Source organism: Arthrobacter sp. 9V (genome assembly GCF_902506065.1).
Taxonomy (GTDB): domain Bacteria; phylum Actinomycetota; class Actinomycetes; order Actinomycetales; family Micrococcaceae; genus Arthrobacter.
In genome coordinates this window covers 2,191,111-2,214,282 of record NZ_LR732912.1, presented here as the reverse complement: position 1 = coordinate 2,214,282, position 23,172 = coordinate 2,191,111, and the positions used below count along the sequence as shown (strand labels likewise).

20 protein-coding genes are annotated in these 23,172 nt (G+C 62.6%); 11 read left to right on the top strand and 9 right to left on the bottom strand.

What is annotated here, in order from left to right; translation table 11 throughout:
* The first annotated feature begins 85 nt into the window (after positions 1 to 85).
* Positions 86 to 2,749 carry an ATP-dependent helicase HrpB gene (gene hrpB / locus BACI9J_RS10400; protein WP_159734301.1) on the top strand — a complete coding sequence of 888 codons (2,664 nt, stop codon included), beginning with the start codon at positions 86 to 88 and terminating at the stop codon, positions 2,747 to 2,749.
* A gap of 26 nt (positions 2,750 to 2,775) precedes the next feature.
* On the opposite strand, the gene BACI9J_RS10395 is transcribed toward hrpB, so the two are convergent.
* Both BACI9J_RS10395 and BACI9J_RS10390 read right to left on the bottom strand, forming a co-directional pair.
* Positions 2,776 to 4,428 carry an amidohydrolase gene (locus tag BACI9J_RS10395; protein ID WP_159734300.1) on the bottom strand — a complete coding sequence of 551 codons (1,653 nt, stop codon included), beginning with the start codon at positions 4,426 to 4,428 and terminating at the stop codon, positions 2,776 to 2,778.
* Positions 4,418 to 5,875, bottom strand: a complete 1,458-nt coding sequence (locus tag BACI9J_RS10390) for an APC family permease (protein WP_159734299.1) — start codon at positions 5,873 to 5,875, stop codon at positions 4,418 to 4,420. The genes BACI9J_RS10395 and BACI9J_RS10390 overlap by 11 nt, the downstream gene beginning before the upstream one ends.
* 156 nt (positions 5,876 to 6,031) lie before the next feature.
* Here BACI9J_RS10390 and BACI9J_RS10385 point away from each other — a divergent pair, with 156 nt between their 5' ends.
* The 3 genes from BACI9J_RS10385 to BACI9J_RS10375 all read left to right on the top strand — a co-directional run bounded on the left by BACI9J_RS10385 (position 6,032) and on the right by BACI9J_RS10375 (position 9,667).
* A complete protein-coding gene (locus BACI9J_RS10385) occupies positions 6,032 to 6,649 on the top strand; it encodes a TetR/AcrR family transcriptional regulator C-terminal domain-containing protein (protein ID WP_159734298.1) in 618 nt (205 codons plus the stop codon).
* A 13-nt stretch (positions 6,650 to 6,662) separates the two neighbouring features.
* A complete protein-coding gene (locus BACI9J_RS10380) occupies positions 6,663 to 7,397 on the top strand; it encodes a M50 family metallopeptidase (RefSeq protein WP_159734297.1) in 735 nt (244 codons plus the stop codon).
* Positions 7,398 to 7,555: 158 nt separating this feature from the next.
* Entirely contained in the window at positions 7,556 to 9,667 is a 2,112-nt protein-coding gene (locus BACI9J_RS10375; RefSeq protein WP_159734296.1) for an elongation factor G-like protein EF-G2, read from the top strand.
* Here BACI9J_RS10375 and BACI9J_RS10370 read toward each other — a convergent pair.
* Complete coding sequence (locus tag BACI9J_RS10370; RefSeq protein ID WP_159734295.1) at positions 9,664 to 10,329, bottom strand: alpha/beta hydrolase family protein; 666 nt, start codon at positions 10,327 to 10,329, stop codon at positions 9,664 to 9,666. The genes BACI9J_RS10375 and BACI9J_RS10370 overlap by 4 nt on opposite strands.
* A 75-nt stretch (positions 10,330 to 10,404) precedes the next feature.
* Between BACI9J_RS10370 and ligD the strand changes: the two genes are divergently transcribed.
* A complete protein-coding gene (gene ligD, locus BACI9J_RS10365) occupies positions 10,405 to 11,430 on the top strand; it encodes a non-homologous end-joining DNA ligase (RefSeq protein ID WP_159734294.1) in 1,026 nt (341 codons plus the stop codon).
* 11 nt (positions 11,431 to 11,441) lie between these two features.
* On the opposite strand, the gene BACI9J_RS10360 is transcribed toward ligD, so the two are convergent.
* The 5 genes from BACI9J_RS10360 to BACI9J_RS10340 form a co-directional block, all read right to left on the bottom strand.
* Positions 11,442 to 12,062: an L-threonylcarbamoyladenylate synthase gene (locus tag BACI9J_RS10360; RefSeq protein ID WP_024820974.1), complete on the bottom strand. Its 621-nt coding sequence runs from the start codon at positions 12,060 to 12,062 to the stop codon at positions 11,442 to 11,444.
* Between the two features lie 20 nt (positions 12,063 to 12,082).
* The gene (locus BACI9J_RS10355; protein WP_159734293.1) at positions 12,083 to 12,955 is read right to left on the bottom strand and encodes an ABC transporter permease; all 873 of its coding nucleotides are present in this window, start codon (positions 12,953 to 12,955) and stop codon (positions 12,083 to 12,085) included.
* Positions 12,939 to 13,955, bottom strand: coding sequence for an ABC transporter ATP-binding protein (locus tag BACI9J_RS10350; protein WP_159734292.1), 1,017 nt, complete (start codon positions 13,953 to 13,955; stop codon positions 12,939 to 12,941). The genes BACI9J_RS10355 and BACI9J_RS10350 overlap by 17 nt, the downstream gene beginning before the upstream one ends.
* A complete protein-coding gene (locus tag BACI9J_RS10345; RefSeq protein WP_159734291.1) occupies positions 13,952 to 15,043 on the bottom strand; it encodes a LolA family protein in 1,092 nt (363 codons plus the stop codon). Before BACI9J_RS10345 ends, BACI9J_RS10350 begins: the two co-directional genes overlap by 4 nt.
* Positions 15,044 to 15,157: 114 nt before the next feature.
* Complete coding sequence (locus tag BACI9J_RS10340) at positions 15,158 to 16,066, bottom strand: N-acetylglucosamine kinase (RefSeq protein ID WP_159734290.1); 909 nt, start codon at positions 16,064 to 16,066, stop codon at positions 15,158 to 15,160.
* A 275-nt stretch (positions 16,067 to 16,341) separates the two neighbouring features.
* Between BACI9J_RS10340 and BACI9J_RS10335 the strand changes: the two genes are divergently transcribed.
* The 6 genes from BACI9J_RS10335 to BACI9J_RS10310 all read left to right on the top strand — a co-directional run bounded on the left by BACI9J_RS10335 (position 16,342) and on the right by BACI9J_RS10310 (position 22,299).
* The gene (locus tag BACI9J_RS10335) at positions 16,342 to 17,073 is read left to right on the top strand and encodes a GntR family transcriptional regulator (RefSeq protein WP_159734289.1); all 732 of its coding nucleotides are present in this window, start codon (positions 16,342 to 16,344) and stop codon (positions 17,071 to 17,073) included.
* Positions 17,074 to 17,077: 4 nt separating this feature from the next.
* Positions 17,078 to 17,872, top strand: a complete 795-nt coding sequence (locus tag BACI9J_RS10330) for an IclR family transcriptional regulator (RefSeq protein ID WP_159734288.1) — start codon at positions 17,078 to 17,080, stop codon at positions 17,870 to 17,872.
* Positions 17,873 to 18,045: 173 nt separating this feature from the next.
* Positions 18,046 to 18,831 (top strand): SDR family NAD(P)-dependent oxidoreductase, encoded by a 786-nt coding sequence (locus BACI9J_RS10325; RefSeq protein ID WP_236558648.1) that lies wholly within the window; start codon positions 18,046 to 18,048, stop codon positions 18,829 to 18,831.
* A gap of 95 nt (positions 18,832 to 18,926) precedes the next feature.
* On the top strand, positions 18,927 to 20,627 hold the full coding sequence (locus BACI9J_RS10320; protein WP_159734287.1) for an FAD-dependent oxidoreductase: 1,701 nt from the start codon (positions 18,927 to 18,929) through the stop codon (positions 20,625 to 20,627).
* On the top strand, positions 20,624 to 20,914 hold the full coding sequence (locus BACI9J_RS10315; protein ID WP_159734286.1) for a Dabb family protein: 291 nt from the start codon (positions 20,624 to 20,626) through the stop codon (positions 20,912 to 20,914). Before BACI9J_RS10320 ends, BACI9J_RS10315 begins: the two co-directional genes overlap by 4 nt.
* A gap of 41 nt (positions 20,915 to 20,955) precedes the next feature.
* Positions 20,956 to 22,299: an MFS transporter gene (locus BACI9J_RS10310; protein ID WP_159734285.1), complete on the top strand. Its 1,344-nt coding sequence runs from the start codon at positions 20,956 to 20,958 to the stop codon at positions 22,297 to 22,299.
* Here BACI9J_RS10310 and BACI9J_RS10305 read toward each other — a convergent pair.
* The gene (locus BACI9J_RS10305; RefSeq protein WP_159734284.1) at positions 22,296 to 23,165 is read right to left on the bottom strand and encodes a PaaX family transcriptional regulator; all 870 of its coding nucleotides are present in this window, start codon (positions 23,163 to 23,165) and stop codon (positions 22,296 to 22,298) included. The two genes, BACI9J_RS10310 and BACI9J_RS10305, sit on opposite strands and share 4 nt — an antisense overlap.
* Between the last annotated feature and the right edge of the window lie 7 nt (positions 23,166 to 23,172).

The following is a 23,172-nucleotide window of genomic DNA, read 5'->3' as shown; positions in this document are numbered from 1 at the left end:
CCTTCGAAGCAAGCATCACGGGAAAGGCCATGCCCCGTAACGGGGCGTGGCCTTTCCAGTACCGCTCAGCGTGGACAATGGTCTGGTGACTTTCAGACTGGACACCATCGGTACGGGCCTGGTCTTTGCTGATTCGCTCCCGAACCTTGCCGCCGCCCTGACCGCCCGCGCCGGCGGCGCTGAACTTGGGGGAGCCGTAGTTGTCCAGGCTCCTCCAGGCACAGGCAAAACCACCCTCGTCCCTCCGCTGCTGGCCAATCTCGTGTCCGAACGGATTCCCGGCCAGCCACGCGTCGTCGTCACCCAACCGCGGCGTGTGGCCGCGCGTTCAGCGGCACGGCGCTTGGCCTCGTTGGACGGAAGCGCCCTGGGTGGCAGGGTGGGCTATACCGTTCGAGGTGAAAGCAAGGTCAGCAGCCACACGGTGGTGGAATTCGTCACTCCGGGAATTCTGCTTCGGCGCCTCCTGGCTGACCCGGGGCTGGAGGACGTTCATGCTGTGGTCCTGGACGAGGTCCACGAACGTGGTCTGGAAACGGATCTCCTGGTGGGCATGCTCGCGGAAGTCCGTGAGCTGCGCGGCGACCTGACGCTGGTAGCGATGTCGGCCACCCTCGATGCGCAGGGCTTTGCAGCACTCCTGGGAGCAGGGGGAGCAGGGCTCGACGACGACTGGCCGGCTCCCGTGGTCGACTGTCCTTCCGCGCTCTACCCGCTGGAGGTCCAGTGGGCTCCCGCGCGGGAGCATCGCCTGGACGCCCGGGGAGTCTCGAGAAGTTTCCTCGATCATGTGGCCGTCACAGCGGCGTCCGCCTACACAGCTGCCCTGAGCCGAAACCCCGAGGTAGACGCACTGGTGTTCCTTCCTGGCGCCCGGGAAGTCGCCGACGTCGCCGCTCGTCTTCGGGGGCAGCTGCCACCCGGTGTGGAAGTACTTGAGTTGCACGGCCAGATCGGTCCGGACGCCCAGGACCGGGCGGTATCGGGCCGCGGACCCGGCGGGCAACCCAGGATCATCGTGTCCACGTCGTTGACGGAATCGTCCCTCACAGTCCCCGGCGTCCGCCTGGTCATTGACTCGGGTCTTTCAAGGGAACCACGGCGGGACTCCGGCCGTGGCATGTCCGGTCTCGTGACGGTCTCCTGCTCCCGGGCGTCGGCGGACCAGCGTGCAGGCCGTGCAGCACGACAAGGTCCGGGCACTGTGGTCCGCTGCTACGATCAGCAGGCCTTTGCCGCGGCGCCCGCGCACCAGACGCCCGAAATTGCCGTCGCTGACCTCACCGGTGCAGCCTTGGTCCTTGCGTGCTGGGGAGCGCCGGGCGGTTCTGGCCTCAAGCTGCCGGACGCGCCTCCGTCGGCTGCCATGAAGGATGCCATGGAAGTTCTCCGGGAACTCGGTGCTGTGAACAAAGATGGATCGGTCACCGGCGCGGGCAAAACTTTGGCCCGCATCCCTGCCGACCCACGGCTTGCCCGCGCCTTGTTGGACGGTTCCACCGTGGTGGGCAGGCGCGTAACCGCTGAAACAGTGGCCCTCGTGGCCGGTGACCAGAGAGCGCCCGGCGCTGACCTGACCAAGCTGCTGACTCTGCTGCGTTCGGGGTCAGACCCTGCCGCCCGTCGTTTCGCCGAGGACGTCAAGCGAATGGAAACGCTGGCAGGGAAGGAAACGCGCCCGCGTGAGGAGGCTGCCGGCGTCGCGAATCCCCGGCCGGCCACGGACGTCACGGCGAGGGAAGCGCCCGGCTTTGTGGTGGCGCTGGCCTTCCCCGACCGCATCGCCAGGCGCGTACCCGGTGATGGATCCACCACGTACCTGCTTTCGTCCGGGACGCGCGCCGGGCTCCCTGCAAGCAGTTCATTGTCCGGGTATGACTGGCTTGCCGTGGCCGAGGTGTCGAGAGCACAAGGACGCGATGCTGCGGGAACTGGCGCTGTCATCCGTTCGGCCGCGCCGTTGTCAGGGGAACTTGCGGCGATCGCCGCGCCGGGCATCCTCACAGAGGAGGTGCAGGCGAAATTCCACCAAGGCCGCGTCATGGCGCGGCTGGAACGCAGCCTGGGCGCCATTGTGTTGTCTTCGACGCCCGTTCGCCCCACCGCTGAAACCGGGCGTCACGCAGTGTCCACGGCGTTGGAAAGATCCGGCTTGTCCGTGATCGGTTGGTCCACGGCAGCCGATGCGCTCCGCCGGCGCCTGGCCATGGTCCACCGTGAGCTCGGGAATCCGTGGCCGGACGTTGGGGAGCCGGCCCTGCTGTCCAGGCTGCAGGAATGGCTGGGCCCGGAGCTGGAGGCCATGGCGGCCGGCGCGCCCGTGACCTCAATCAATCTGGTTGACCCTTTGAGGCGTCTGCTCCCGTGGCCCGACGCCGCCCGGCTTGAGGACCTTGTACCGGAGCGGCTCCTGGTGCCGAGCGGTTCGCGTATCCGGATCGACTATCCCGAGGTCTCCGATGACGGCGGAACGGGTCACGACGACGACCGCCCGGTTGTAGCGGTTAAGCTTCAGGAATGCTTCGGCTGGGACCGCACGCCGCGCCTCGTGGACGGCAGGGTCCCTGTGCTGTTTCATTTGCTGTCACCGGCGGGAAGACCGTTGGCCGTCACTGATGATCTCGCGTCCTTCTGGTCCGGCCCCTACTCCCAGGTTCGGGCAGAGATGCGTGGGCGCTACCCCAGGCATCCCTGGCCCGAAGACCCGTGGACAACTCCTGCAACGGCCAAGACGAAGAAGCGAATGTAGTCCCGGTGGGGTGGCGCTGCCGGAGACTAAACGAGCCGCTCCAGCATGAACTGGACCTCGCCATCCACGAACGTTCCCAGGACCCTGCTCGCGGCGAAGTCGTCCGGGGCAGTAGTCAGCGGATCGAGTTCGAAGGCAGTGAAGTCTGCCCGCTTGCCAACTGTGATGGAGCCCGATACGTCCCACAGCCCTGCAGCTTTGGCAGCGTGAGACGTGTAGCCTTCCAAGGCCTGAAGCGCGGTGAGGGCTTGGGATGGTGCAATGGGCTGCTGATCCGGGTTTCCCGATCTCCGGCGCAACTGGGCGTCCGCAATGATCGGAAGCGGCTCGAAAGGAGCTATCGGCCAGTCCGAGCCGATACCCAGCGTCACTCCCGCGTCGCGAAGATCCCTGCATCGCCAGGCCCTTCCCGCGCGCTGAGGGCCGAGCCGGGTGGACCAGTTGTCGCTGTGATCAGCCAAGGAATAGTGGGTGCAGTGGGTGGGCTGCATGCTCGCCACCACTCCTGTGCCCTGAAAACGAGCCACCAGCTCATCCGGGACAGTTTCCAGGTGCTCTATCCTGTGGACGGTACGCCGCAGAACGTCGGCAGGCACCGCGTCACGCAGGGATTCCAGGGCAACCAACACATGGTCCACCCCGGCGTCGCCGATTGCGTGCGTGGCAGTGGGAATACCGCGGGCGGCAAAGTACCGGACAGCGGCGGAGTATTCTTCCGGACGCGGCCAGAACGGTGCAGTTGACTGGCCGCGCACGTCGGGTTCGTAGAGCCAGGCCGTTCCATTGTCCACCGTGCCATCGACGAACAGCTTGATGGCTTCAATGGACCAGCGCCGCCCGCCTGTACCCATGCTGCGGGCCAGTTCCTTCCAGTTGGCTTCATTACTGCCCGGCATGCACCAGGGCGCGGCCCGGAGCCGGAGAGGGAGTTCGCCCTCGGCCTCCAACGCCTGAAAGAGTTCGGCGGATTCTGCGCTGTGGTCCATGATGTGGCCACCGGTCAGTCCCGAGCGCGCAAAGTCCCTCAGGAGATCGCCGAGCCGCTCCTTACGCCGGGCAAAGGATTCTTGCGGGATATGGCGCTGGACCAACTCCATGGCGGCGGCTTCAAGCAGGAGACCGGTGGGAACACCCTCTGCGTCGCAGACCACCTCTGAGGCTTGGTCAAATTCGACTCTGCCGTGGATTCCGGCCAGTTCCAGTGCGCGGCTGTTAGCCAGTGCTGAATGGCCGTCGAACAAGCGAATGAAAGCGGGTTGTTCGCCGCTGATGCTGTCGAGGGCACTTCGGTGCAGGGGGACTGTTCCAAAAGCGTTGGGGTTCAATCCCCATCCACGCAACCAGCCGCCGTCGTGCCCTGCTTCTGCTTGGAGGAGCGTGAGGACTTCAGCCAGCGACGCAGCGCCTGTGAGGTCGACGCCGATGGTGAGGTCCAAGCCGAATACCGGGTGGATATGGCAGTCAACCAGCCCTGGGGTGAGCGTCGCGCTTCCGAGGTCCAGTACTCGTGTGCCCGCCTGCTGCCACTGACCGGCATCCTGGCGGCTCCCGACGGCGGTGATCACCCCGCCGCTGACGGCGACAGCTTGGACCGGTTGTTGATGGGTGTCAGGTTGAGCGTGATGTTGCTCATCCATGGTGTGAATGGTGTCGGCAAGGACAATGAGGTCAGGAGTCATGGGTTTCGAAGCTTCCAATCCGGGCGAAGACGTCAGGGCGGGTGGTGCGCAGTCTGCGGGCAATCAGCAGGCCTGCAAGGAAAACAACGGGCGCAACCATCAGAAGGATGGTGTTGGTCAGTGCGTCTGCAAAGGTGAGGAGTTCGATGTTGATGGCGATCAACGCTGCCACACCGAACAGCAGGACGGCCGAGGCCAGGCTCAAGGGAATGAGCAGGCGGTGGGTAGCTGCCGCCGGGTTACGCCGCAGGTAAATGAACGCAGCAACGGAAACCAGTCCCTGCAGCGCCACAATTCCAAAGATGCCCGGCGTGTTGACCCAGATCAGCAGCTGCTTATACGGGTCAGCGCCGGCGATGGGGCAAATGATGATGACGACGGCGGCCAGGATGGTCTGGATCTGTCCGGCACGGTGCGGGGACTTGTACTTGGGGTGGGTCCTGCCGAGGAACGCGGGCAGCACACCGTCTTTGGCGAGCATGTACACGTAGCGGTTGATGGCATTGTGGAAGGCCAGCTGGGAGGCATAGACGCTGGTGACGATCAGCACGTACATGACCACTTCAGCCCAGGGCCCCACGTATTGGTTGATGGTGGCAAAGAACATCCCATCGGCCAGTTCACCGGCGGCGGTAACTACGTTTCCATCGCCGAAAGCCTGGATGACGGTCCACACAATGAAGGCGTAGAACACGGACATGAAACCCACGGCGATGTAGGTTGCCCGGGGAACCGACTTGTCCGGATTCCGGGCCTCACGACGATACAGCACGGTGGACTCAAATCCCATGAAGGCGGCGAAGCAGACGGCCAGGATGGCAAGGACACCTGGAGTGAAGGCATGCTCGGGTGAGAACGAGGAGAAACTGATGCCTTCGGCGCCGCCGCGTGCAAGAATTCCGAGGCCCATAATGGCCAGGATGGCGGTCTCGGCGACTAGCAGGACTCCAAGGACTTTCGCGCCGACGTCGATGCCCCGGTAGCCGAGGAACCAGACCGCCGCAATGGCTACCAGGGCCACCACGGGCCACGGCACATCCAGGCCAAAGAGGGCTCGGAGCATGCCTTGGGTCTGGACGGCGAACAATCCGTAGACGCCGATTTGGAGGCAGTTGTATGAAACGATCGCCAGGATGGCTGCGGCCAGCCCTACCGTTTTGCCCATGGCCAACGTGATGTAGGTGTAGAAGCCGCCGGCAGCTTTGACATGCTTTGTCATGGCCATGAAGGAGACGGCGAATACCAGCAGGACTGCTCCGGCAATGACGTAACCCATGGGGGCGCCTATGCCCCCGACGCCAATTGCTACAGGCGCGACGCCGGCCATAACGGTCAGGGGGGCAGCAGCGGAGATCACCAGAAAGGCGATGCCGCCGGTGCCTATGGCATTTCTTTTGAGCCCATTGCCGGCGTCTGCTGCCGGGGGTCGCGTTTCGAGGTCAGACATGGGGATCCTCAGGTGTTTGGGGAGGGGGATTCGGGTGAAAGCCGAACACTAAGCGAAAGGCTTTCGTTTATCGTAGGTCCTTGTGACCCCGGGCACAATACTTCGAAGCAAAGTTCTGGCTAGAGTCGTAACAACAACCTGAATGGAGACACCTCAATGGCACGCCCGCTGGTCCCGCTGATATCCATCGATGCACTCGTCACTGCCGCCCTGGAGCTGGTGGACGAGGCAGGAGACTTCAGCCTGCCCAAACTGGCCAAGCGGATCGGCGTAAGCCAGTCCTCCATCTACAACCATGTCAGCGGGCGGGAGGAGATCCTGGAGCTCATGCGGGGCCGGATCATTTCCGAGAGCCCGTATGTCCTGAAGGATGAGCAGGACTGGGAGGCGTCCCTTCGCGCCATCGTCCGGAGCTACCGGGATGCCTTCGCCCGCCATCCAAAACTAGCGCCCTTGTTGGTCCTCCAAACTGTGCAGGATAACCAGGTCATGGCCCTCTACGAGAACCTGGCTGTGGCCTTGGAATCGGCAGGTTTCCGCGGCCGGGACGTGATGTCGGCAATCTCCACTATTGACAGCTTCGCCCTCGGCTTCGCCTTGGACCTTGCGGCTCCGGACCTCGTCTGGGCACCACCCGCCCACGGCTACCCCGCACTCACCGACGCTTTGGCCCACGCCGGTCCATCGGAGGAGCGAGCCGAGGCAGCCTTTGATTTCGGTCTTGAGATTCTCATTGCCGGGCTGCATTCCCGACTTCAATCGAGCGTCCTGTGAGGCTGGTAGTCCTGTGAACCTGGTGCAAGACTGGTGGGCCGCGGTAACCCGCGGCTTCACCGACACCCACACCACAGCGGTACCTTTGCCTGCCCTGCTGGGCATCCTCGCGTGCGCCGTAGTGCTGAGCATCCCGCGTGTCACGTGGCGATGGTTCGGACTTTACGTCACCTTCGTTCACGAACTCGGACATGCTTATGCCGCGCTGATGACGGGACGATTCGTCCACGGGCTCCGGATAGGCCTGGACCATTCGGGGCGTCTTGTCAGCAGCGGGCGGAGTGCATTCGGAGCAGCGTGGTCCGGATTCTGGGGCTATCCGGCTCCCGCCGTAGTCGGTCTGTGCTTGATTGTCGCCTTTGCCACCGGCCGGGCCGGTGCAGCCATGTCCATAGGGGCCTTGATCCTGCTCGTCTCGCTGATCTTCCTGCGGAATCTCACGGGAATCCTCGTGGCAGTGTTGAGTGCCGCAATTGCCCAACTCCTGATCCTGTTCGGGAACCCCACGGTTGTCAATTATGTGGTGCTGGCACTCGGCGTGGCACTCTCCGTGGGCGGTGTCCGGGACCTGTTCAAACTTGCCGGTGTGCATACCAGGCGTCGCAACCGCCTTTCGGCGTCGGACGCCTTCATCCTTGGCCGCACTACAGGTGTCCCTGCGTTCGTCTGGTTGACAGGATTCACGGTGGTAATCATCGGGTGCTCCCTCGCGTCCGTCTGGTTGTTGTGGGGAATGCTCGCCGTTTAGGCCGGTGGTTGACCGAGGTCGGGTGCCCGACGGCGGTTGTCCGGTTTTGGTTACTGTGAGGCCTTGCCCTGTGGTCGCTCCAGGGTGTCCAATCCTCTTTAACGTTCGAACCGGATGTGTTCGGACTTCGTGCCGGGATACAACACCAGGAGGTGCCCATGTCCACGAAGGGGACGCGGGAGACGGTCAAGGGGCCGGGCTCCGGCACCTCCGACGCCCGGCGGGGCGATAACGGCTTTGTCCTGGCGCCGGGCGATCCCGCCAAAATTCGCAACGTGGCACTGGTGGGCCATTCCGCTGCGGGCAAGACCACTCTGGTGGAAGCCTTGCTGGCCGCAACAGGTGCCATCACCAGGATGGGGTCCATCAGCGAAGGCACCACGGTCAGCGATTCGGATCCTTCAGCGATTCATCAGCAACGTTCGGTCACTATGTCCGTAGCGCCGATATTGGTGGAGGACATCAAGATCAATCTGATCGACACCCCCGGCTACACAGACTTCACCGGCGAACTGCGCGCAGGTTTGAGGGCCGCCGATGCGGCCCTTTTTGTTGTGTCGGCCGTTGATGGCATTGACGGTGCCACGGTGGCCTTGTGGGGTGAGTGTGAGAAAATCCGGATGCCGCGAGCAGTGGTGGTCAGCAAACTGGACCATCCGCGCGCAGACTTCAGCGCCGCCGTCGTGCGTTGCCAGGAAGCGTTTGGCGAGTCAGTCCTCCCGCTGTACCTCCCCGCTGTTGGCAACGCCGGACTTATCGGCGTCCTCCACGGTACGGAGGCCGAAGACGTGACGCCGGCCTCGGACGTGGAAGCGGCCAGAGGACCCTTGATCGAAGGAATCATTGCCGAAAGCGAAGACGAAACCCTCATGGACCGGTACCTGGGCGGCGAAGAACTCCCCCTTGCGGACTTGATCACCGATCTTGAAACGGCCGTGGGACGCGGGAGCTTTTTCCCCGTGATGCCTGTATCTTCAGAAACCGGTCTTGGACTTCCCGAACTCATGGCACTGTTGACCGATGCTTTGCCGTCGCCGTTGGAGCGCAGTGCGCCGGCCGTCATGAAACTCGACGGTTCCTCACTAAAGCCGCTGGAGTGCGATCCCGACGGGCGCTTGGCCGCTGAGGTGGTGCGGACCACCGTGGACCCGTTCCTGGGCCGGGTGTGCTTGGTCAGGGTGTTTTCCGGGACCCTGCGCGAAGACTCCGCCATTCACATTGGAGGCAGGGGTTTAGCGGACCGGGGCCACGAGGACCACGACGCCGATGAACGCATCACGCACCTCTACTCGCCTGTGGGTTCGAGTCTCAAAGCCGTTCCACAGTGCATTGCCGGTGACATCTGCGCCATCAGTAAACTGGCCAGCGCCGAAACGGGGGACACTGTTTCCGGTCGCGAGGCGCCGCTGCTGATCGAGACCTGGAACATGCCCGAACCATTGATGCCTGTAGCCATAGAAGGGGCATCACGCAGTGATGAGGATGCGCTGGCAAAGAGCATTGGCAAAGTGGCTGCCGCCGACCCTACTCTTCGATTGGAGCGCAACCAGGACACTCACCAGCTCATCCTCTGGTGCATGGGGGAAGCCCACGCGGAAGTGGTCCTGGACAGACTACGCAACCAAGGTGTCAAGCTTCAAACCGTGGATGTCATCACTCCTCTCAGGGAGACCTTCGCCAGCAAAGCCACCGGGCATGGACGGCACGTCAAACAATCCGGTGGGCACGGTCAATTCGCCATCTGTGACATCGAGGTGGAGCCGTTGGACCGCGGTGCGGGCTTTGAATTCACGGACAAAATCGTGGGCGGTGCCATTCCAGGGACGTTTGTCTCCTCCGTGGAGAAGGGGGTCCGCTCACAAATGCTCAAAGGCGTCTCAGCAGGATTCCCCGTAGTGGACATCAAGGTGACACTGGTGGGCGGTAAGACGCACAGCGTCGACTCGTCCGACGCCGCCTTCCAAGCTGCCGGCGCCCTGGCCCTAAGGGAAGCCGCGGCAGCTGCAAAAATGCAGTTGCTGGAGCCGGTCTCTTCCGTTGTCATCAGCGTTCCCGACGAATACGTTGGTGCCGTGATGAGCGATCTGTCAGGACGCCGGGGCCGGGTTACAGGCACCACCGCCGCTGACGGAGAGGGAACGGACATCAGCGCCGAAGTACCGGACCAGGAGCTTCTGCGCTACGCCATTGAACTCCGCGCCCTCACTGCAGGAACCGGCCGTTTCCGCCGGTCCTTCCTCCGTCACGAACCTCTGCCCAAGCAGCCCTAGGGGTTTGCCCGCAGGAAGGCGGCAACTGCAGGCGCCAGGGAAGCTCCTACCTCGGCCGCTCCACGCTTTATACCCTTGACGGCGAACGAATGGTCTCCACCCTCCGCCCACTGCAGCGTCGCCGTCGGGCCGATCTTTTTCACCACTGCCTCCAGCAGCTCCCGGGTAGCAAAAGTATCGCGGGTGCCTTGGAGAAAGAGCATGGGCACTGTGACGCCGTAGAGGTGCTCATCCCGCAGTTTCTCCGGCTTGCCGGGGGCGTGGAGCGGATAGCCGAGGTACACCAAACCCCGTGCGGGCATGCCCTCGGCCACTGCCATGGAAGCCATGCGGCCACCGAACGATTTACCGGCAGCCCACAACGGCTCACCCGCACTGAATTCTGCTGCCTTGTCCATCACGGCCCGCCACGTTGCGATGGCAAGTGGCGGCCGGTCCGGAAATCGGCGCCCAGCCTCACGGTAGGGAAAGTTGAAGCGCAACGTGGCCACGCCTTGGTCCGCCATCGCTTCAGCGAAACCTTGCAGGAACGGATGTTCCATTCCTGCTCCGGCGCCGTGCGCCACCACCAGGGTGGCGAAGGGCTCTTCGGGCAGGATGTGAAGGGCGGATACCTCGGCTTCCCCCACCACGATGGTCACGGATGTTTCAGTGTTTGGCATGCATCCATCATTACCCACCACGCCAAAACCCGCCGGGTGCTGACGCGAACGGCATAAACGAGGTAGCTTGTGGCCATGGCGAGCGAAGCAACCACCGTTACTGTCCCAGGTCCCCACGGCCCGCGGGAGGTCAGAATTTCCAGTCCCAGCCGGGTGATGTGGCCTGAGGCGGGACTGACCAAACTGGACCTCGCCAATTACCTTATTGACGTGGGGGAAGCCTTTGTCGCGGCCAACGGAAACCGTCCCATCAGCCTCCAGCGATACTCCGGGAACATTGAAGGCGAAATGTTCTTCTCCAAGAACCCGCCCAAGGGCGCGCCGGAGTACGTCCGTTCCGTACCCGTGACCTACCCCAGCGCGCGTTCGCACCCCCAGTTGGTGATTGACGAGCCGGCGGCTGCGGTGTGGGCCGCTCAAATGAATACGGTGGTCTTCCACCCTTGGGCGTCCCGGGCCAATGAATCGGACAACCCGGATCAACTGAGGATCGATCTTGATCCACAACCCGGCACGGACTTCGACGACGCCATTCCGGCCGCAGTGGAACTGCGCTCCGTGCTGGAAGAAGCAGGACTCACCGCGTTCATCAAAACCTCCGGAAACCGCGGACTCCACGTATATGCGCCCATCCATCCCAAACATGAATTCCTCGATGTCCGCCATGCAGTGATCGCTGCCGGACGCGAGCTGGAGCGGCGCATGCCGGACAAGGTCACCACTGCGTGGTGGAAAGAAGAACGCGGAACCCGGATATTCGTTGACTTCAACCAAGCCAACCGGGACCGGACCATTGCCGGAGCCTATAGCCCCCGCGCTGTACCCACTGCCCAAGTCTCCTGCCCGTTGACGTGGGAAGAACTGGAGAAGGCAGATCCGGCGAAGTACACCATCAAGACCGTCCCGGACCGGTTGGCGAAGGTTGGAGACCCTTGGGCGTCCATGCACGATCACCCTGGTGAGATCGATGTTCTGCTCAAATGGTGGGAGCGCGACGTAAAAAACGGACAAGGTGAAATGCCGTTCCCGCCGGAATTCCCCAAGATGCCGGGTGAGCCTATGCGGGTTCAGCCGAGCCGGGCACGGAAGCCGGAGGAGTAAACCGGTGGTTCCTATTCGAAGCGCGAGGGATCGCCGGTCCCGTACCGCACAACTTCGGCCACGCCGCTGGAGAAATCGATCACGGTAGTGGGTTCCGAACCGGTGTCGCCGGCATCAATAACGCCGTCCACCTGGTTGTCCAGGCGTTCCTTAATCTCCCAGCCCTGGGTCAAAGGTTCTTCCTCATCCGGCAGCAGGAGTGTGCTGGAAAGCAGGGGTTCGCCCAGCTCGGCCAAGAGAGCCTGGACCACGCGGTGATCCGGTATGCGCACACCCACAGTCTTCTTTTTGGGGTGCAGGAGGCGCTTGGGAACTTCCCGGGTGGCCGGGAGGATGAAGGTGTAGCTACCGGGTGTCACAGCCTTGATGCTCCTGAAGATGTCGTTGTCCAACATCACGAACTGCCCCATTTGGGCGAAGTCCTTGCACACCAGGGTGAAGTGGTGTTTGTCGTCCAGTTGCCTGATGGACCTGATGCGGTCCAAGGCTTCCCTGTTACCTATCTGGGCGCCAAGCGCGTAGCAAGAGTCGGTGGGGTAGGCGATCAGGCCGCCGCCTTGGAGCATGTTTACCACTTGGCCTATGGCGCGTGGTTGGGGATCTTCCGGGTGCACATCAAAGAATCTGGCCATGGAAAGAGCCTACGACAAAGCTAGGATAAGACGTCTTTGTTGGAGAATTTTGCATAGGCAAGCGCGCCGCAGACCACAATGTACCCGGTTTGGAGGAGCGCGTTCAGGCCGAATGATGTCCACGAGACGGGCTGTCGCAGCAGGTCCGCGAAGCCAAGCCAGTGATGGCTGAACAGCCACGGATGCAGCCACTCCAGCTGGGGCAGGTTGTCCAGCACCTGGGACACCACGGAGAGCACAATGGTGGCAGCCATGGCCCCCACCGGTACATCGGTAAAAGTGGAGATCAAGAGGCCGATAGCAGACAGACCCAGCAGGGACACGGTGATGTAGGCAGCAATCAGCAAGGATCTCAGAGCTGATTCGCCAACGCTGATGGTGTCCCCGGACAGCAAAGTCACCGGACCCACAGGAAAGAGCACGACGCCGGCCAGGGCACCGGACGCTGTCACGGCGGTTGTGGCAGCGAAACAGAAAGCGACGGCCCCCGCATACTTCACCAGCAACAACCGAATCCGTCCTGCGGGAGCGAGGAGCAGGTAGCGCAGGGTTCCAAGGTTCGCCTCACCGGCGATGGTGTCCCCGGCCACCACCCCGACTGTGAGTGGGAGGAACAGCGGGACACACACCACCAAGGCGGTCACAGCAACGAAGAGGCCGTTCTGGGTAATGCGGTCCAGAAAGAGTGGACCCCGGCCGGGCGTGGTGGGCCGGGACGACAACTTGACGGCTACGGCGATCAGGACGGGCACGGCAGCGAGGGCGAGCAGCATTGCCCATGTGCGGAGCCGACGGAACAGTACCAACAACTCCGAGCCCAAGAGCGCCCACCCGGGCCCTGGACGCACCGCACCCTCCCGGTCAGGACCTGCAACCTTAGCCGACAACGTCAAACCCCTCACCGGTCAAGGAGACGAAACGCTCTTCCAAGCTCGCGTTCTCCACCGTGAAGCCACGGACACGTACGCCGTCAGCAACCAAGGCAGCAACAATCGCCTCGGGGACATGACCGTTGATACCGGTGGCCAACACAGCTGTGGTTTCCCACGTGCTTCCCTTATTTGGTGCTTCACCGGGAACCAGGCCAAGGCGCGTCAACACCCCGGACGCCAACTCGACGTCGGGTGTTTGCACCACAACGTGAGCCTGGCCGGCAGACCGCAGCTCCTCAATGAGCCCCTGGGCCACCAGACGGCCGGCACTCATCACGCCCACGTGCGAACACATTTGTTCCACCTCCGCCAGCAGATGGCTGGAGACGAACACGGTGGTGCCGCCGGCGGCGAGGGAGCGAACCAGATTGCGGACTTCGCGGGTGCCCTGGGGATCCAGACCGTTGGTTGGCTCGTCCAGAACCAGGAGCTCCCGTGGCCTGAGCATCGCATTGGCAAGGCCGAGGCGCTGCTTCATGCCCAAGGAGTAAGCGCGGACCTTCTTACCGGCCGCGTGGCTGAGGCCCACCCTCTCCAGGGCGTCGTGGACGCGCCGCCGCCTGGTGGAGGCCGACGCATGGGGGTCGGCGGCATCCAAGCGCACCAGGTTTGCCGTACCCGAGAGGAAAGGGTAGAAGCCGGGACCCTCCACCAACGCACCAACCTCCGGAAGGACAGAAGCCAAGGCTTGCGGCATCTCCCTGCCAAGAACGCGGACGTCCCCGCTGCTGGCCGAAGCAAGGCCAAGCAGCACCCGAATTGTGGTGGTCTTTCCCGAACCATTTGGTCCCAGGAAGCCGAACACCGAGCCGCGGGGCACAGCGAGGTCTATACCATCCACGGCGGACCGGTGGCCGAAGCGCTTCACCAGTCCGTGAGTTTCGATCGCCAGGTCAGGGGTCCGGACAGGAACCGCATGTTCAGTTGCACCAACAGAGGCTGCGGTCCGGGATTCGTTCACTGGGCGGCAGCGACTGACTGGAGTCGTTCCAAAGGCACCATGCCTGCATAGACACGGCCGTCGTCGAGAATCAGCACGCTCAGCAACGACGTCGTCACGGCCCGTCCACCGTCCACAGCTTGCAGGGCTTGAGACAGCTGGGGATCAGAGGCGAACCCGGCCGGAACAGACCCAGCCGGCAAGGAGATCACTGAATCCCAGCCCTGCCCCGTGACACCTGGATCGGGTGTGGGCTCCGCGGGAAGGGTCATAGTGGGCGTTGGCTTCGCCGGCGCTGCCTTCTCAGTCACTGTTGCACCCTGCGGCGGGGTGAACTGAAACAGCGAGGGATCCGGCGTGGAGAGGTCCAGCTGTGTATAAGCCAGCGAATAGGCTGGCTCGGACTGGCCTTTGGCCCGCACCTCGATACCCAAGGGCAGGCCCGTTTCGGAGTCGACGTCGATGCTCACCGACTCAACCAGGGTTTCGGAACTGCGTGGATTGAGGATCAGAGAGTAGACACTCCGGCCGGCCACCGATGAAGCCTCAGCAACAGTGACCTCCGTACTGGCATCAACAGCTGCAAGGAAACGGCTGGCCATGGTCGCCGGCGTCGGCATGTCCGGCGCTGGCATGTCCTGCGCTGGTATGTCCGGCGCTGGCATGTCCTGTGCCTGCATGTGTGTTGCGGGCAGGCTCAGATGTGTGGCGCTGTTGTCCTTTGAGCTGTAGAACCATGCATCCCCGCCGTTGACAATGACGTCGCGTTCGGCCATCTGGTCCAAAATTTGCAACCGTGCCTTCCGGGGTCCATCTACATAGACACGGGCTATGTGGGATCCAGTCAAAAATTCCAAGCCAGAGGACGCCCCCGGGGCTATGCCCGAATCGGATGCCGGTAGCTCGGGAAGCCCCAAGTCGGCGTCCTGCTTCACTGTGCCGGACAACGCCCGCACCTCGGTGTGCGCAATCAGCGCGAGGATTTCTTCAGCACTCTTGGGCGGGAGGGAAACACTGGCTCCTGCCTGGACTGAGCCGAACATCAGGGCAATCGCCAAGGCAACGGGAATAAAGAGAGCTGGCAGCCACCGCTGCCGGGCCCGCGCCATTGTTACCAACCACCGCTGATGAGGGGCATGAGTCCAGACTACTCCGGTTGGCTCCAGCGATCACCTGCCCCTGATCGCTCCCCGAACCGCCGCCCGCCAATGCATCAGAATGGCTCAGTCCCTGGTCAGCTGCCGGGCCAATTCCACCGCACCGTGAACCGGAGGCTGAGCCAAAATCCGGATTGAGGACGGATCTTCCAAGGAAACCTTGCGCGCCACGGCCCCGGCCAGTTGACTCTGATTCACCAGCAGGGCACCGGCCATCACCAACGGTAGGTCCAGCCCCAACTCGCCCATGACTTGGCGCGCGAGCGTTGCCAGGGAATGGGCCGCCTCAGCCTGGATACGCAACGCCGCCGGGTCGCCCTCAGCCGCCAAGTCAAGTACCAGGGGAGCCAGACCAGCCCAATGGTCAGGTTCCGGCTTGGCGTAGAACGAGTCCATGAGCTGCAACGCATCCACGCTCGCTGTCGCCGCCATCAAGGCTCTGACCAGCGTGCCGGGTTCCAGCCCTGCGTAATACTCCCGCAAAGCCTCGCGGACGGCATCACGCACCACCGAGTAGCCGCCGCCTTCATCGCCCAACAGGTAACCATAGCCTCCGCTGCGGGCCTCGCGCCCCTCGTGGTTCCGGCCCCACGCCACGGAGCCGGTGCCGGCAACCACCACCGCGCCGACCTCGAGCCCCGCTGCGGCCAACACAATTCGGGTGTCATGCACGACGTCGATCCTGGCGCCGGGAAAATGTTCGGTCAGCAGGGCGGCCAGGACAGCACGGCTCGCCGGGGTGTCCGCTCCGGCGGCACCTGCGCAAACGGCTTCAATTCCGCCACCCACGCTTGCAGCGATCCGCCGCAGCACGGCGTCCGCCCCTTGGTGCCCAACGGAGGAGAGGTTGGCACTGGCTTCAGTGATTTCAATGCCGGTACCACTTTGAGGATCAACGCCGCCCGGCGAAGCGTCTGAGCGCACGGCGTGCGTCTTTGAGCCACCAAGGTGAAGGCCCAGAACAGCGGGACTCACAGGATCTCCGCCAATTCACTGTTCTTTCGCTGTATTTCCTCCAACTGACGGCCCTTCGTTTCGAGTGCGAACCTTTGGACAAACATAAACCTGAGGAGAGCCAGTACACCGAAGGTCACTCCGCCGGGTGGGCGGCTTGTCCCTGAGCACAACATGATCGACATCTTTGTCCTTGGTCCAGTGAAAAGTTATGGTCTCAGTGGGTGTTACCGCCCGTTGGTTCAGACCAACGGGATCAACATTGGCATAGACCAATGGCGTTGTCTATAAGTAGGATGTCCAATATGTCCAGTGATGCGGCGCAAGCAACCCCTAAGTATTACCTGTTGAAAACTGAGGTACTCGGGCTCATAGCAGGTCTTCATCCGGGCACCCTCATTCCCACAGAGCGTGCGTTGGCGGAAAAATATGCCACGTCCCGGACCACAGTGAGGCAGGCCATCAGCGAGCTCGTGGCCGAAGGAAAGCTGGGTCGCATCCAAGGCCACGGCACGTTCGTGGCGCCCCCAAAAGTGACGCACGTCAGGCAGCTCACCTCCTTCTCAGATGACGCCCGCACCCAAGGCCTGCAGGCTGACTCGACGCTTCTTGCCCTCAATGTCGTGGGTTCAGATGCAGAGGTTGCCGCGCATTTGGAGCTTGATCAAGGTAAGCCGGTGACCCGGCTCGAGCGGATTCGCCTCATTGACGGTGAGCCGTTGGCGCATGAAATTGCGTGGCTTCCCGGCAAGCTGCCCCGGTTCAAGTCCAATCTGGCCAAGACGGGCTCACTCTATGCGGTCCTGTCCAGCGTTTACGGGATCCGGATAGCCGATGTGGAGGACACCGTGGAAACCGCCCTCGCTGGTCCGGCGGATGTCAGGCTGCTGGGAATCGAAATGGGTGCACCGTTGCTGGTGGTGCACCGCCTGGCAAGGGATGAATCCGGCGCGCCGGTGGAGTGGACCCGGAGCGCATTCCGCGGCGACAGATTCCGGTTCGTTTCCCGCGTGAAGTCCGGGAACTGAGGAGATGGCCAATTCGTCCTCGGGCGAGTCTGTTATTCGCCGGGTAGTCCGCCTGGTGGGAGCGTTCGACGACGCCCACCGCACCATGAGCGTCGCCGCGTTGGCCCGGCGTTCCGGCCTGCCGGTGACAACCACCTACCGTCTGGTGGACGAACTCCTGGGTGAAGGCCTCCTGGAACGGGAAGCCAACGGTGAGGTTCGGGTGGGCACCCGGTTGTGGGAGCTGGTATCCAGGAGTTCCCGCATGGTTGGCCTCCGCGAGGCTGCCCTGCCATTCATGGAGGACGTGCAGTCGGTGGTCCAGCACTCCACCACGTTGGGCATCCTGGATTCCGATGAAGTTCTCTACATAGAGCGAATCGGTTCCCGGGACTCCATGGTGGACATCACCAAGGTAGCTGGCCGGCTTCCGGTCCATGGAACTTCCTCCGGCTTGGTGCTGTTGGCGTATTCTCCACCTGCCTATCAGGACTTGTTTCTGTCCCGAACGCTGCAAAAGTTCACTGATTCGACGCTGACCGACCCGGCAGAACTGCGACGACACCTTGCGGGCATACGTCAACGGGGGTTCGCTTCCATGCCTGGAATCATCGTCCCTGAGTCCAGCGGAATTGCAGTCCCCGTCTTCGGTCGCGCCAATACGGTGGTGGCTGCCTTGAGTGTGGTGGTTCCAAGGAATGAGGAAAACCCAACCATCCGGGTGCCTGTCCTGATGACGGCAGCCCGCGGAATCTCCCGCGCCCTGGGGTGGCGCGGAGAACTCAAAGGCGCCCTTCGGCAAAGCAACGGAAGCATCTGATTCCCGTTCATCGGTAACACTGTGGTTCCACTCACAGCCGCGCTGGCAGAGTGGAACCAAGCAGGGCAAGTCGCCCGGTCACCACTAAGCAAGGCCCTTGTGGGTCCATTCCGTGCTGCCCTGCATCCGAACGAAGTTTCAGCAGCCGCAACGCCGCGGCAGGAGGATTTGTGGTGAGAACAACAACGCAGCCAACTACAAAGTCAATGGCCCGCCGGGTGGCCGGCAAAATTGCCGTAGTCACCGGAGGCAGGGGAGACCTCGGCAGCGCAACGGCCGGATTGCTCGCCGATCATGGAGCAACGGTGGCCAGCCTGGATCGGGCTGGGACAGGTGCTGCGGGCACCCATCCGGGAATTACCGAGTACGACGTCGATGTCACCGACGAAGCCAGCGTGGTCGAAGCAATCCGCAAGGTTGTTGCGGAGCACGGAACCCCGGATGTCCTGGTCAACGCGGCGGGAATCATCGGCCCGGCGGGAGCCAGCCACACCGCCACTGTGGATGACTTCAATCTCATCTTCGATGTCAACGTCAAGGGCGTATGGCTCATGACAAAGCACGTTGTTCCGGGCATGATCCGTCAGCGGTCAGGCAGCATCATCAACTTTTCCTCAATCCATGGATTGACCGGCGGGCGGAACGTGCCCCTGTACCACGCCACCAAGGGCGCAGTCCGGCTGCTCAGCAAGTCTGATGCAGCAACCTACGGCGTCCACGGTGTGAGGGTGAACTCCATTCATCCAGGGTCCATGAACACCCGGATGAGCCGCCGCTCGGCCGAGCAGTCGGACATTGGTGCGGAGGCCTACTACAAGCAGTTGGTGGGTGGAAACCCGCTTCCCCGGCAGGGCGAACCTGACGAGATCGCTTACGGAGTCCTCTACCTGGCCTCCGATGAATCCCGGTTCACCACGGGTTCAGAGCTTGTAATCGACGGCGGTTACACGGCGGTTTGAGCAGCATCTCCACCCGGAACTCCACATTTCTTGAGTGACCAGGTCACTTTTTGACCAGATCGCTCTATTGAATCGCTCTATTGAGAGGTACCACCATGCAATTCATCAACGGCACACCATCAGATACCTATGACGTCGTCGTCATCGGTTCCGGCGCAGGGGCATTGACGGCAGCGGCAACGGCCGCACGGTCCGGCAAGTCCGTCGTCGTACTGGAAAAGACCGAGCTGCTGGGCGGCACCTCGGCTGTATCCGGCGGCATGCTTTGGGTGGCGGACAACCACCACGCCCGCCAGGCGGGGCTGAACGACTCCAAGGCGGCCGCTGCTGAGTACATCAGGGCCGTGGCAAGGGGCCGGAGCCGCGAAGAGCTGCTTGACGCCGCGCTCAACTACGGCGACACCATGCTCCGCTTCACCGAAGACGAATGCGGCGTACGGTTTATCTTCCTGGACAACTTCCCGGACTACCGTCAGGACCTCCCGGGTTCGGTGGAAGGTGGCAGGACAGTTGAACCTGAGCTGTACAACATCCGTGCAGGACTCGGGAAGCTCGCGGTCCATGTTCGCTCGGATGGCCGGGCGCCCTTCACTATGCAGGAATATGAAAACTGGGGCGCCTTCACCAAGTTCCCTTGGCAGGAGCTGAAAGAGCGGCAGGAGCAAGGCCTGGTGGCCAAGGGGCAGGCGCTGGTTTCGATGCTTCTTGCTAGCCTTGTCCGCGATCACGCAGCGTTGGTGATTGGCGCACGCGGACATCGTTTGCTGACCGACGCCGGCAGGGTAGCAGGCGTCCAGCTCGAGTCGGGCGAAACTTTCCACGCAAACGACGGCGTAGTTCTCGCCACGGGCGGTTTCGAATGGGACAAGTCCTTGGCGGACTCGTTGCTGGCCTCGCGGCTGTACATCATGTGCTCGCCTCCTTCGAACACCGGCGATGGCCTGAGGATGGCTCAAAGAATCGGTGCACAAACCCGCGGCACACGGGAAGCATGGTGGGCTCCGATGTCCATCACCGGAGACAGTCGGGACGGCCAACCTGTTGGAACCCTGCTCCGCTTCGAGCGGCAAGGTCCGGGCTCCCTCATGATTAATCGCCATGGCCGCCGCTTCGCCAACGAATCCCAGAACTATAACGACCTCGCGCGATGCCTCCAGTCATGGGATTCGCCCAACAACCAAACCTTGAACACACCGGCGCATGTGGTGTTCGATCACAGCTACCTGGAGCGCTACGGCGTCCTCGCCCACCGTGCGGGCCAGCCGACGCCGGACTACCTGGTGGAAGCTCCCACATTGGCCCGACTCGCAGCAAAGATTGGTGTCCCCGCGGATAACCTTCAAGCCACGGTGGCTCGCTTCAATGAAGACGCCCTGAAGGGACAGGACCCTGACTTCGGGCGCGGCGAAAGCGCCTACGACAAGTACTGGGGCGATGACGACTGCCCGTGGCCCAACCCTTCCCTCGGACCCTTGCAGTCAGGACCCTTCTATGCCATGGAAGTGGTCAATGGTGCCTTCGGCAGTAACGGGGGAGTTGCCACCGATGGTTCGGCAAGAGTCCTGGACGTGGACGGACAAGCAATTCCCGGGCTGTTCGCCGCTGGAAACACCACGGAGAATGCCTATGCTGCCGGATACCCGGGCGCCGGGGCAACGCTGGGTCCCATCATGACCATGGGGTACCTCGCAGGCCGCACCATAGCCGGGCAACCGGCAGAGTACGTCTCGGAAGAATCCGTTTCAGCAGCGTACGTGGGCGCCGGAGCCGGCGCTGATCCAGGAGTCGGAGCATGATCCGCCACGCAGTGCTCTTCAAATTCAAGCCGGACTTTCCAGCCGCGGAGAGGGCTGCATGGATCGCTGGCCTGGACCGGATGGAGGGCAACGTTCCAGGGCTCTTGAGCCTCAGCCACGGAGCGGATGTGCTGAAGCAGGATAGGTCGTTCGATTACGCGATCGTTGCTGACTTCAATGCCGTGGAAGACCTTGAGGTCTACAACACGCACCCGCTGCATGAACCGCTCAAAAAGTACTCGTTCCCCAACAGCGAGCAAATTATCGCCGTTGATTTTCCGCTTTAGCCTCGGAATTTTCGAACCTGCGCCATTCAAAGGAGAATCGCATGACAAGCACTACCCGGCAGCCCGCAACGCTGCGCAAGACCCCCGGAAAAGCGGCCCTGGCCTCATTCCTGGGGAGCACCCTGGAGTACTACGACTTCTTTATTTACGGCTCGGCCGCAGCTTTGGTGTTCGGTCCGCTTTTCTTTCCTTCAGATGACCCTGCCGTTGGCCTGATCGGTGCGTTCGCTACTTTCGGGGTGGCCTACGTCGCCCGCCCGGTGGGTGGACTGGTGATGGGCCATTTCGGTGACAAACTGGGCAGGAAGAAGATTCTGCTCATCACGCTGAGCGTCATGGGCCTTGCTTCCCTGGGTATTGGTTTCCTGCCCAGCTACAACCAGATCGGTGTCTGGGCTCCGATTCTTCTGGTGGTGGGCCGCCTTGCGCAGGGCTTTTCCGCCGGTGCCGAATCGGCGGGCGCCTCCACGCTGACCTTGGAACACTCTCCCGAGGGCCGGCGTGGGTTCTTCACCAGCTTTGTCATGACCGGATATGCCTCAGGGATGGTGCTTGCCACGCTTGTTTTCATCCCCGTTGCGGCGCTTCCCACAGAAGCACTCATGAGTTGGGGCTGGCGCGTACCTTTCTGGCTTTCCATCGTGGTGCTGGCCATCGCCTACTGGGTGCGGACCCACTTGGATGAAACGCCGGTGTTCGAAGAATCGAAGGAGCGCAAGTCAGTTGCGCCGATGCCGATCCGGGAAGTCCTGCGCTTTCAATCGGCAGATGTGGTCAAGGTGGTTGGCATGTCCATCATGTCGGTCATGCAAACCATCTTCACGGTCTTCGGCCTGTCCTATGCCACCGGAGCTGCGGGATTCGACAAAGCATCGATTCTTACCGTCAATGCCGTGGCAATCGGCCTGTCCATGTTCGTGATGCCCTTGGCCGCCAGGATCTCTGACCGGGTGGGCCGGCGTCCTCTGTTGTTGACGGCGGCCATCGGTTGTTCGGTGACGATCTTCGCCTACTTCGGGGCCCTGTCCACCGGCAACATCCTCTTGGTTTTTGCTGCCGCATTCGTGAACATGACCTTGCTCTACTCCTGCTTCAACGGGATCTGGCCCGCCTACTTTGCCGAGCTTTTTGCCGCGCCGGTCCGGTACTCCGGAATGGCCCTGGGCAACCAGCTGGGTTTGGTGGTTGCTGGATTCGCTCCATTGATTGCGGGCCTGCTCCTCGGCAAGGGCAGCGACGGCTGGTTCCCGGTGGCCTGCTTCGCCGTCCTGTGCATGGCAATTGCAGGAGTGGCCGCCTTCTTCTCCCGGGAGACTGCCAAGACGCCCATCGAACAGCTCGGGGAGCCCTACTGGCGGGGCGTCGCAGCCCGGAACCGAAGCTAGTCAGCAGAAGCACTCAGCGTCTTGCGCACAAACTCCCCACTCGGTTCCGAATAGGCAGCAACTATCCGGCTGAACAAGGCAGTACCTTCAGCCCCGGGCCAGTCCGCAGGCAGAAAAGCCGACGGCAGTCCGGGGTCGAGGTACGGGATGATCCGCCACCGGTCGATGCATTGGACGTACGCCGCAAAAACCTCGGGAGATGGCTCCACCTGGTGACCGGCAGGCAGCCACGTACCCACGCCGTTGACGCCGCCTGATCCGTGCTCGCTGATGAAGTCCCTGTGGAGTTCGGCTACGGCGTCCAGATCCCACCACTTGGAGGCGGCATCCTGAAGGGTGCCGCCCACCAGCGGAGTTTCCGTCACGAAGATGGTGGCCATGGCCCGCAGCTCCAGATCTGCGAGGATCTCCTCCACCTCCAACCGCAGCGAGTCGGGGCAGATCCAGAGACCGGCAGCTACCGTCCCGCAGCCGATCCAATGCAGCCGGCGCCGTAGCTGATGCCGTTTTTCGCGTTCCGTCTCCGGAATGGAGAAGGAAATCAAGCACCACGGATCAGACTCCGACATACTCCGGGGGTTGTAGATCCTGCGGTCGCCGCGGGCCAGCATGGTTGCGGCGCCCTTGGTCAGCGTGAACCCCGGCAAACCCTGGCGGGACTCCTGCAACACCACATCTTTTTTGCGAAGCCGCCCCAGGGCGGTCCGGGTTACTGTTCCGGAGGTACCCAAGGCTTCCATGAGGGTCACAATGTCCTTCGTGGACATCCACCCCCCTGCATCACGCAGATACAGCCCAATAACGGTGCGCAGCAAGGATGTTGTACTCCCGGGGCGGGAGTCCATGTCGTCAAGGACGGCACTCATTTCCGGC

Coding starts and splice junctions, on each gene's coding strand:
- BACI9J_RS10395 (WP_159734300.1), bottom strand. CDS start 4,428: ATGACTCCTGACCTCATTGTCCTTGCCGACACCATTCACACCATGGAT.
- BACI9J_RS10390 (WP_159734299.1), bottom strand. CDS start 5,875: ATGTCTGACCTCGAAACGCGACCCCCGGCAGCAGACGCCGGCAATGGG.
- BACI9J_RS10385 (WP_159734298.1), top strand. CDS start 6,032: ATGGCACGCCCGCTGGTCCCGCTGATATCCATCGATGCACTCGTCACT.
- BACI9J_RS10375 (WP_159734296.1), top strand. CDS start 7,556: ATGTCCACGAAGGGGACGCGGGAGACGGTCAAGGGGCCGGGCTCCGGC.
- BACI9J_RS10370 (WP_159734295.1), bottom strand. CDS start 10,329: ATGCCAAACACTGAAACATCCGTGACCATCGTGGTGGGGGAAGCCGAG.
- ligD (WP_159734294.1), top strand. CDS start 10,405: ATGGCGAGCGAAGCAACCACCGTTACTGTCCCAGGTCCCCACGGCCCG.
- BACI9J_RS10360 (WP_024820974.1), bottom strand. CDS start 12,062: ATGGCCAGATTCTTTGATGTGCACCCGGAAGATCCCCAACCACGCGCC.
- BACI9J_RS10345 (WP_159734291.1), bottom strand. CDS start 15,043: ATGGCGCGGGCCCGGCAGCGGTGGCTGCCAGCTCTCTTTATTCCCGTT.
- BACI9J_RS10335 (WP_159734289.1), top strand. CDS start 16,342: ATGTCCAATATGTCCAGTGATGCGGCGCAAGCAACCCCTAAGTATTAC.
- BACI9J_RS10330 (WP_159734288.1), top strand. CDS start 17,078: ATGGCCAATTCGTCCTCGGGCGAGTCTGTTATTCGCCGGGTAGTCCGC.
- BACI9J_RS10320 (WP_159734287.1), top strand. CDS start 18,927: ATGCAATTCATCAACGGCACACCATCAGATACCTATGACGTCGTCGTC.
- BACI9J_RS10315 (WP_159734286.1), top strand. CDS start 20,624: ATGATCCGCCACGCAGTGCTCTTCAAATTCAAGCCGGACTTTCCAGCC.
- BACI9J_RS10310 (WP_159734285.1), top strand. CDS start 20,956: ATGACAAGCACTACCCGGCAGCCCGCAACGCTGCGCAAGACCCCCGGA.
- BACI9J_RS10305 (WP_159734284.1), bottom strand. CDS start 23,165: ATGAGTGCCGTCCTTGACGACATGGACTCCCGCCCCGGGAGTACAACA.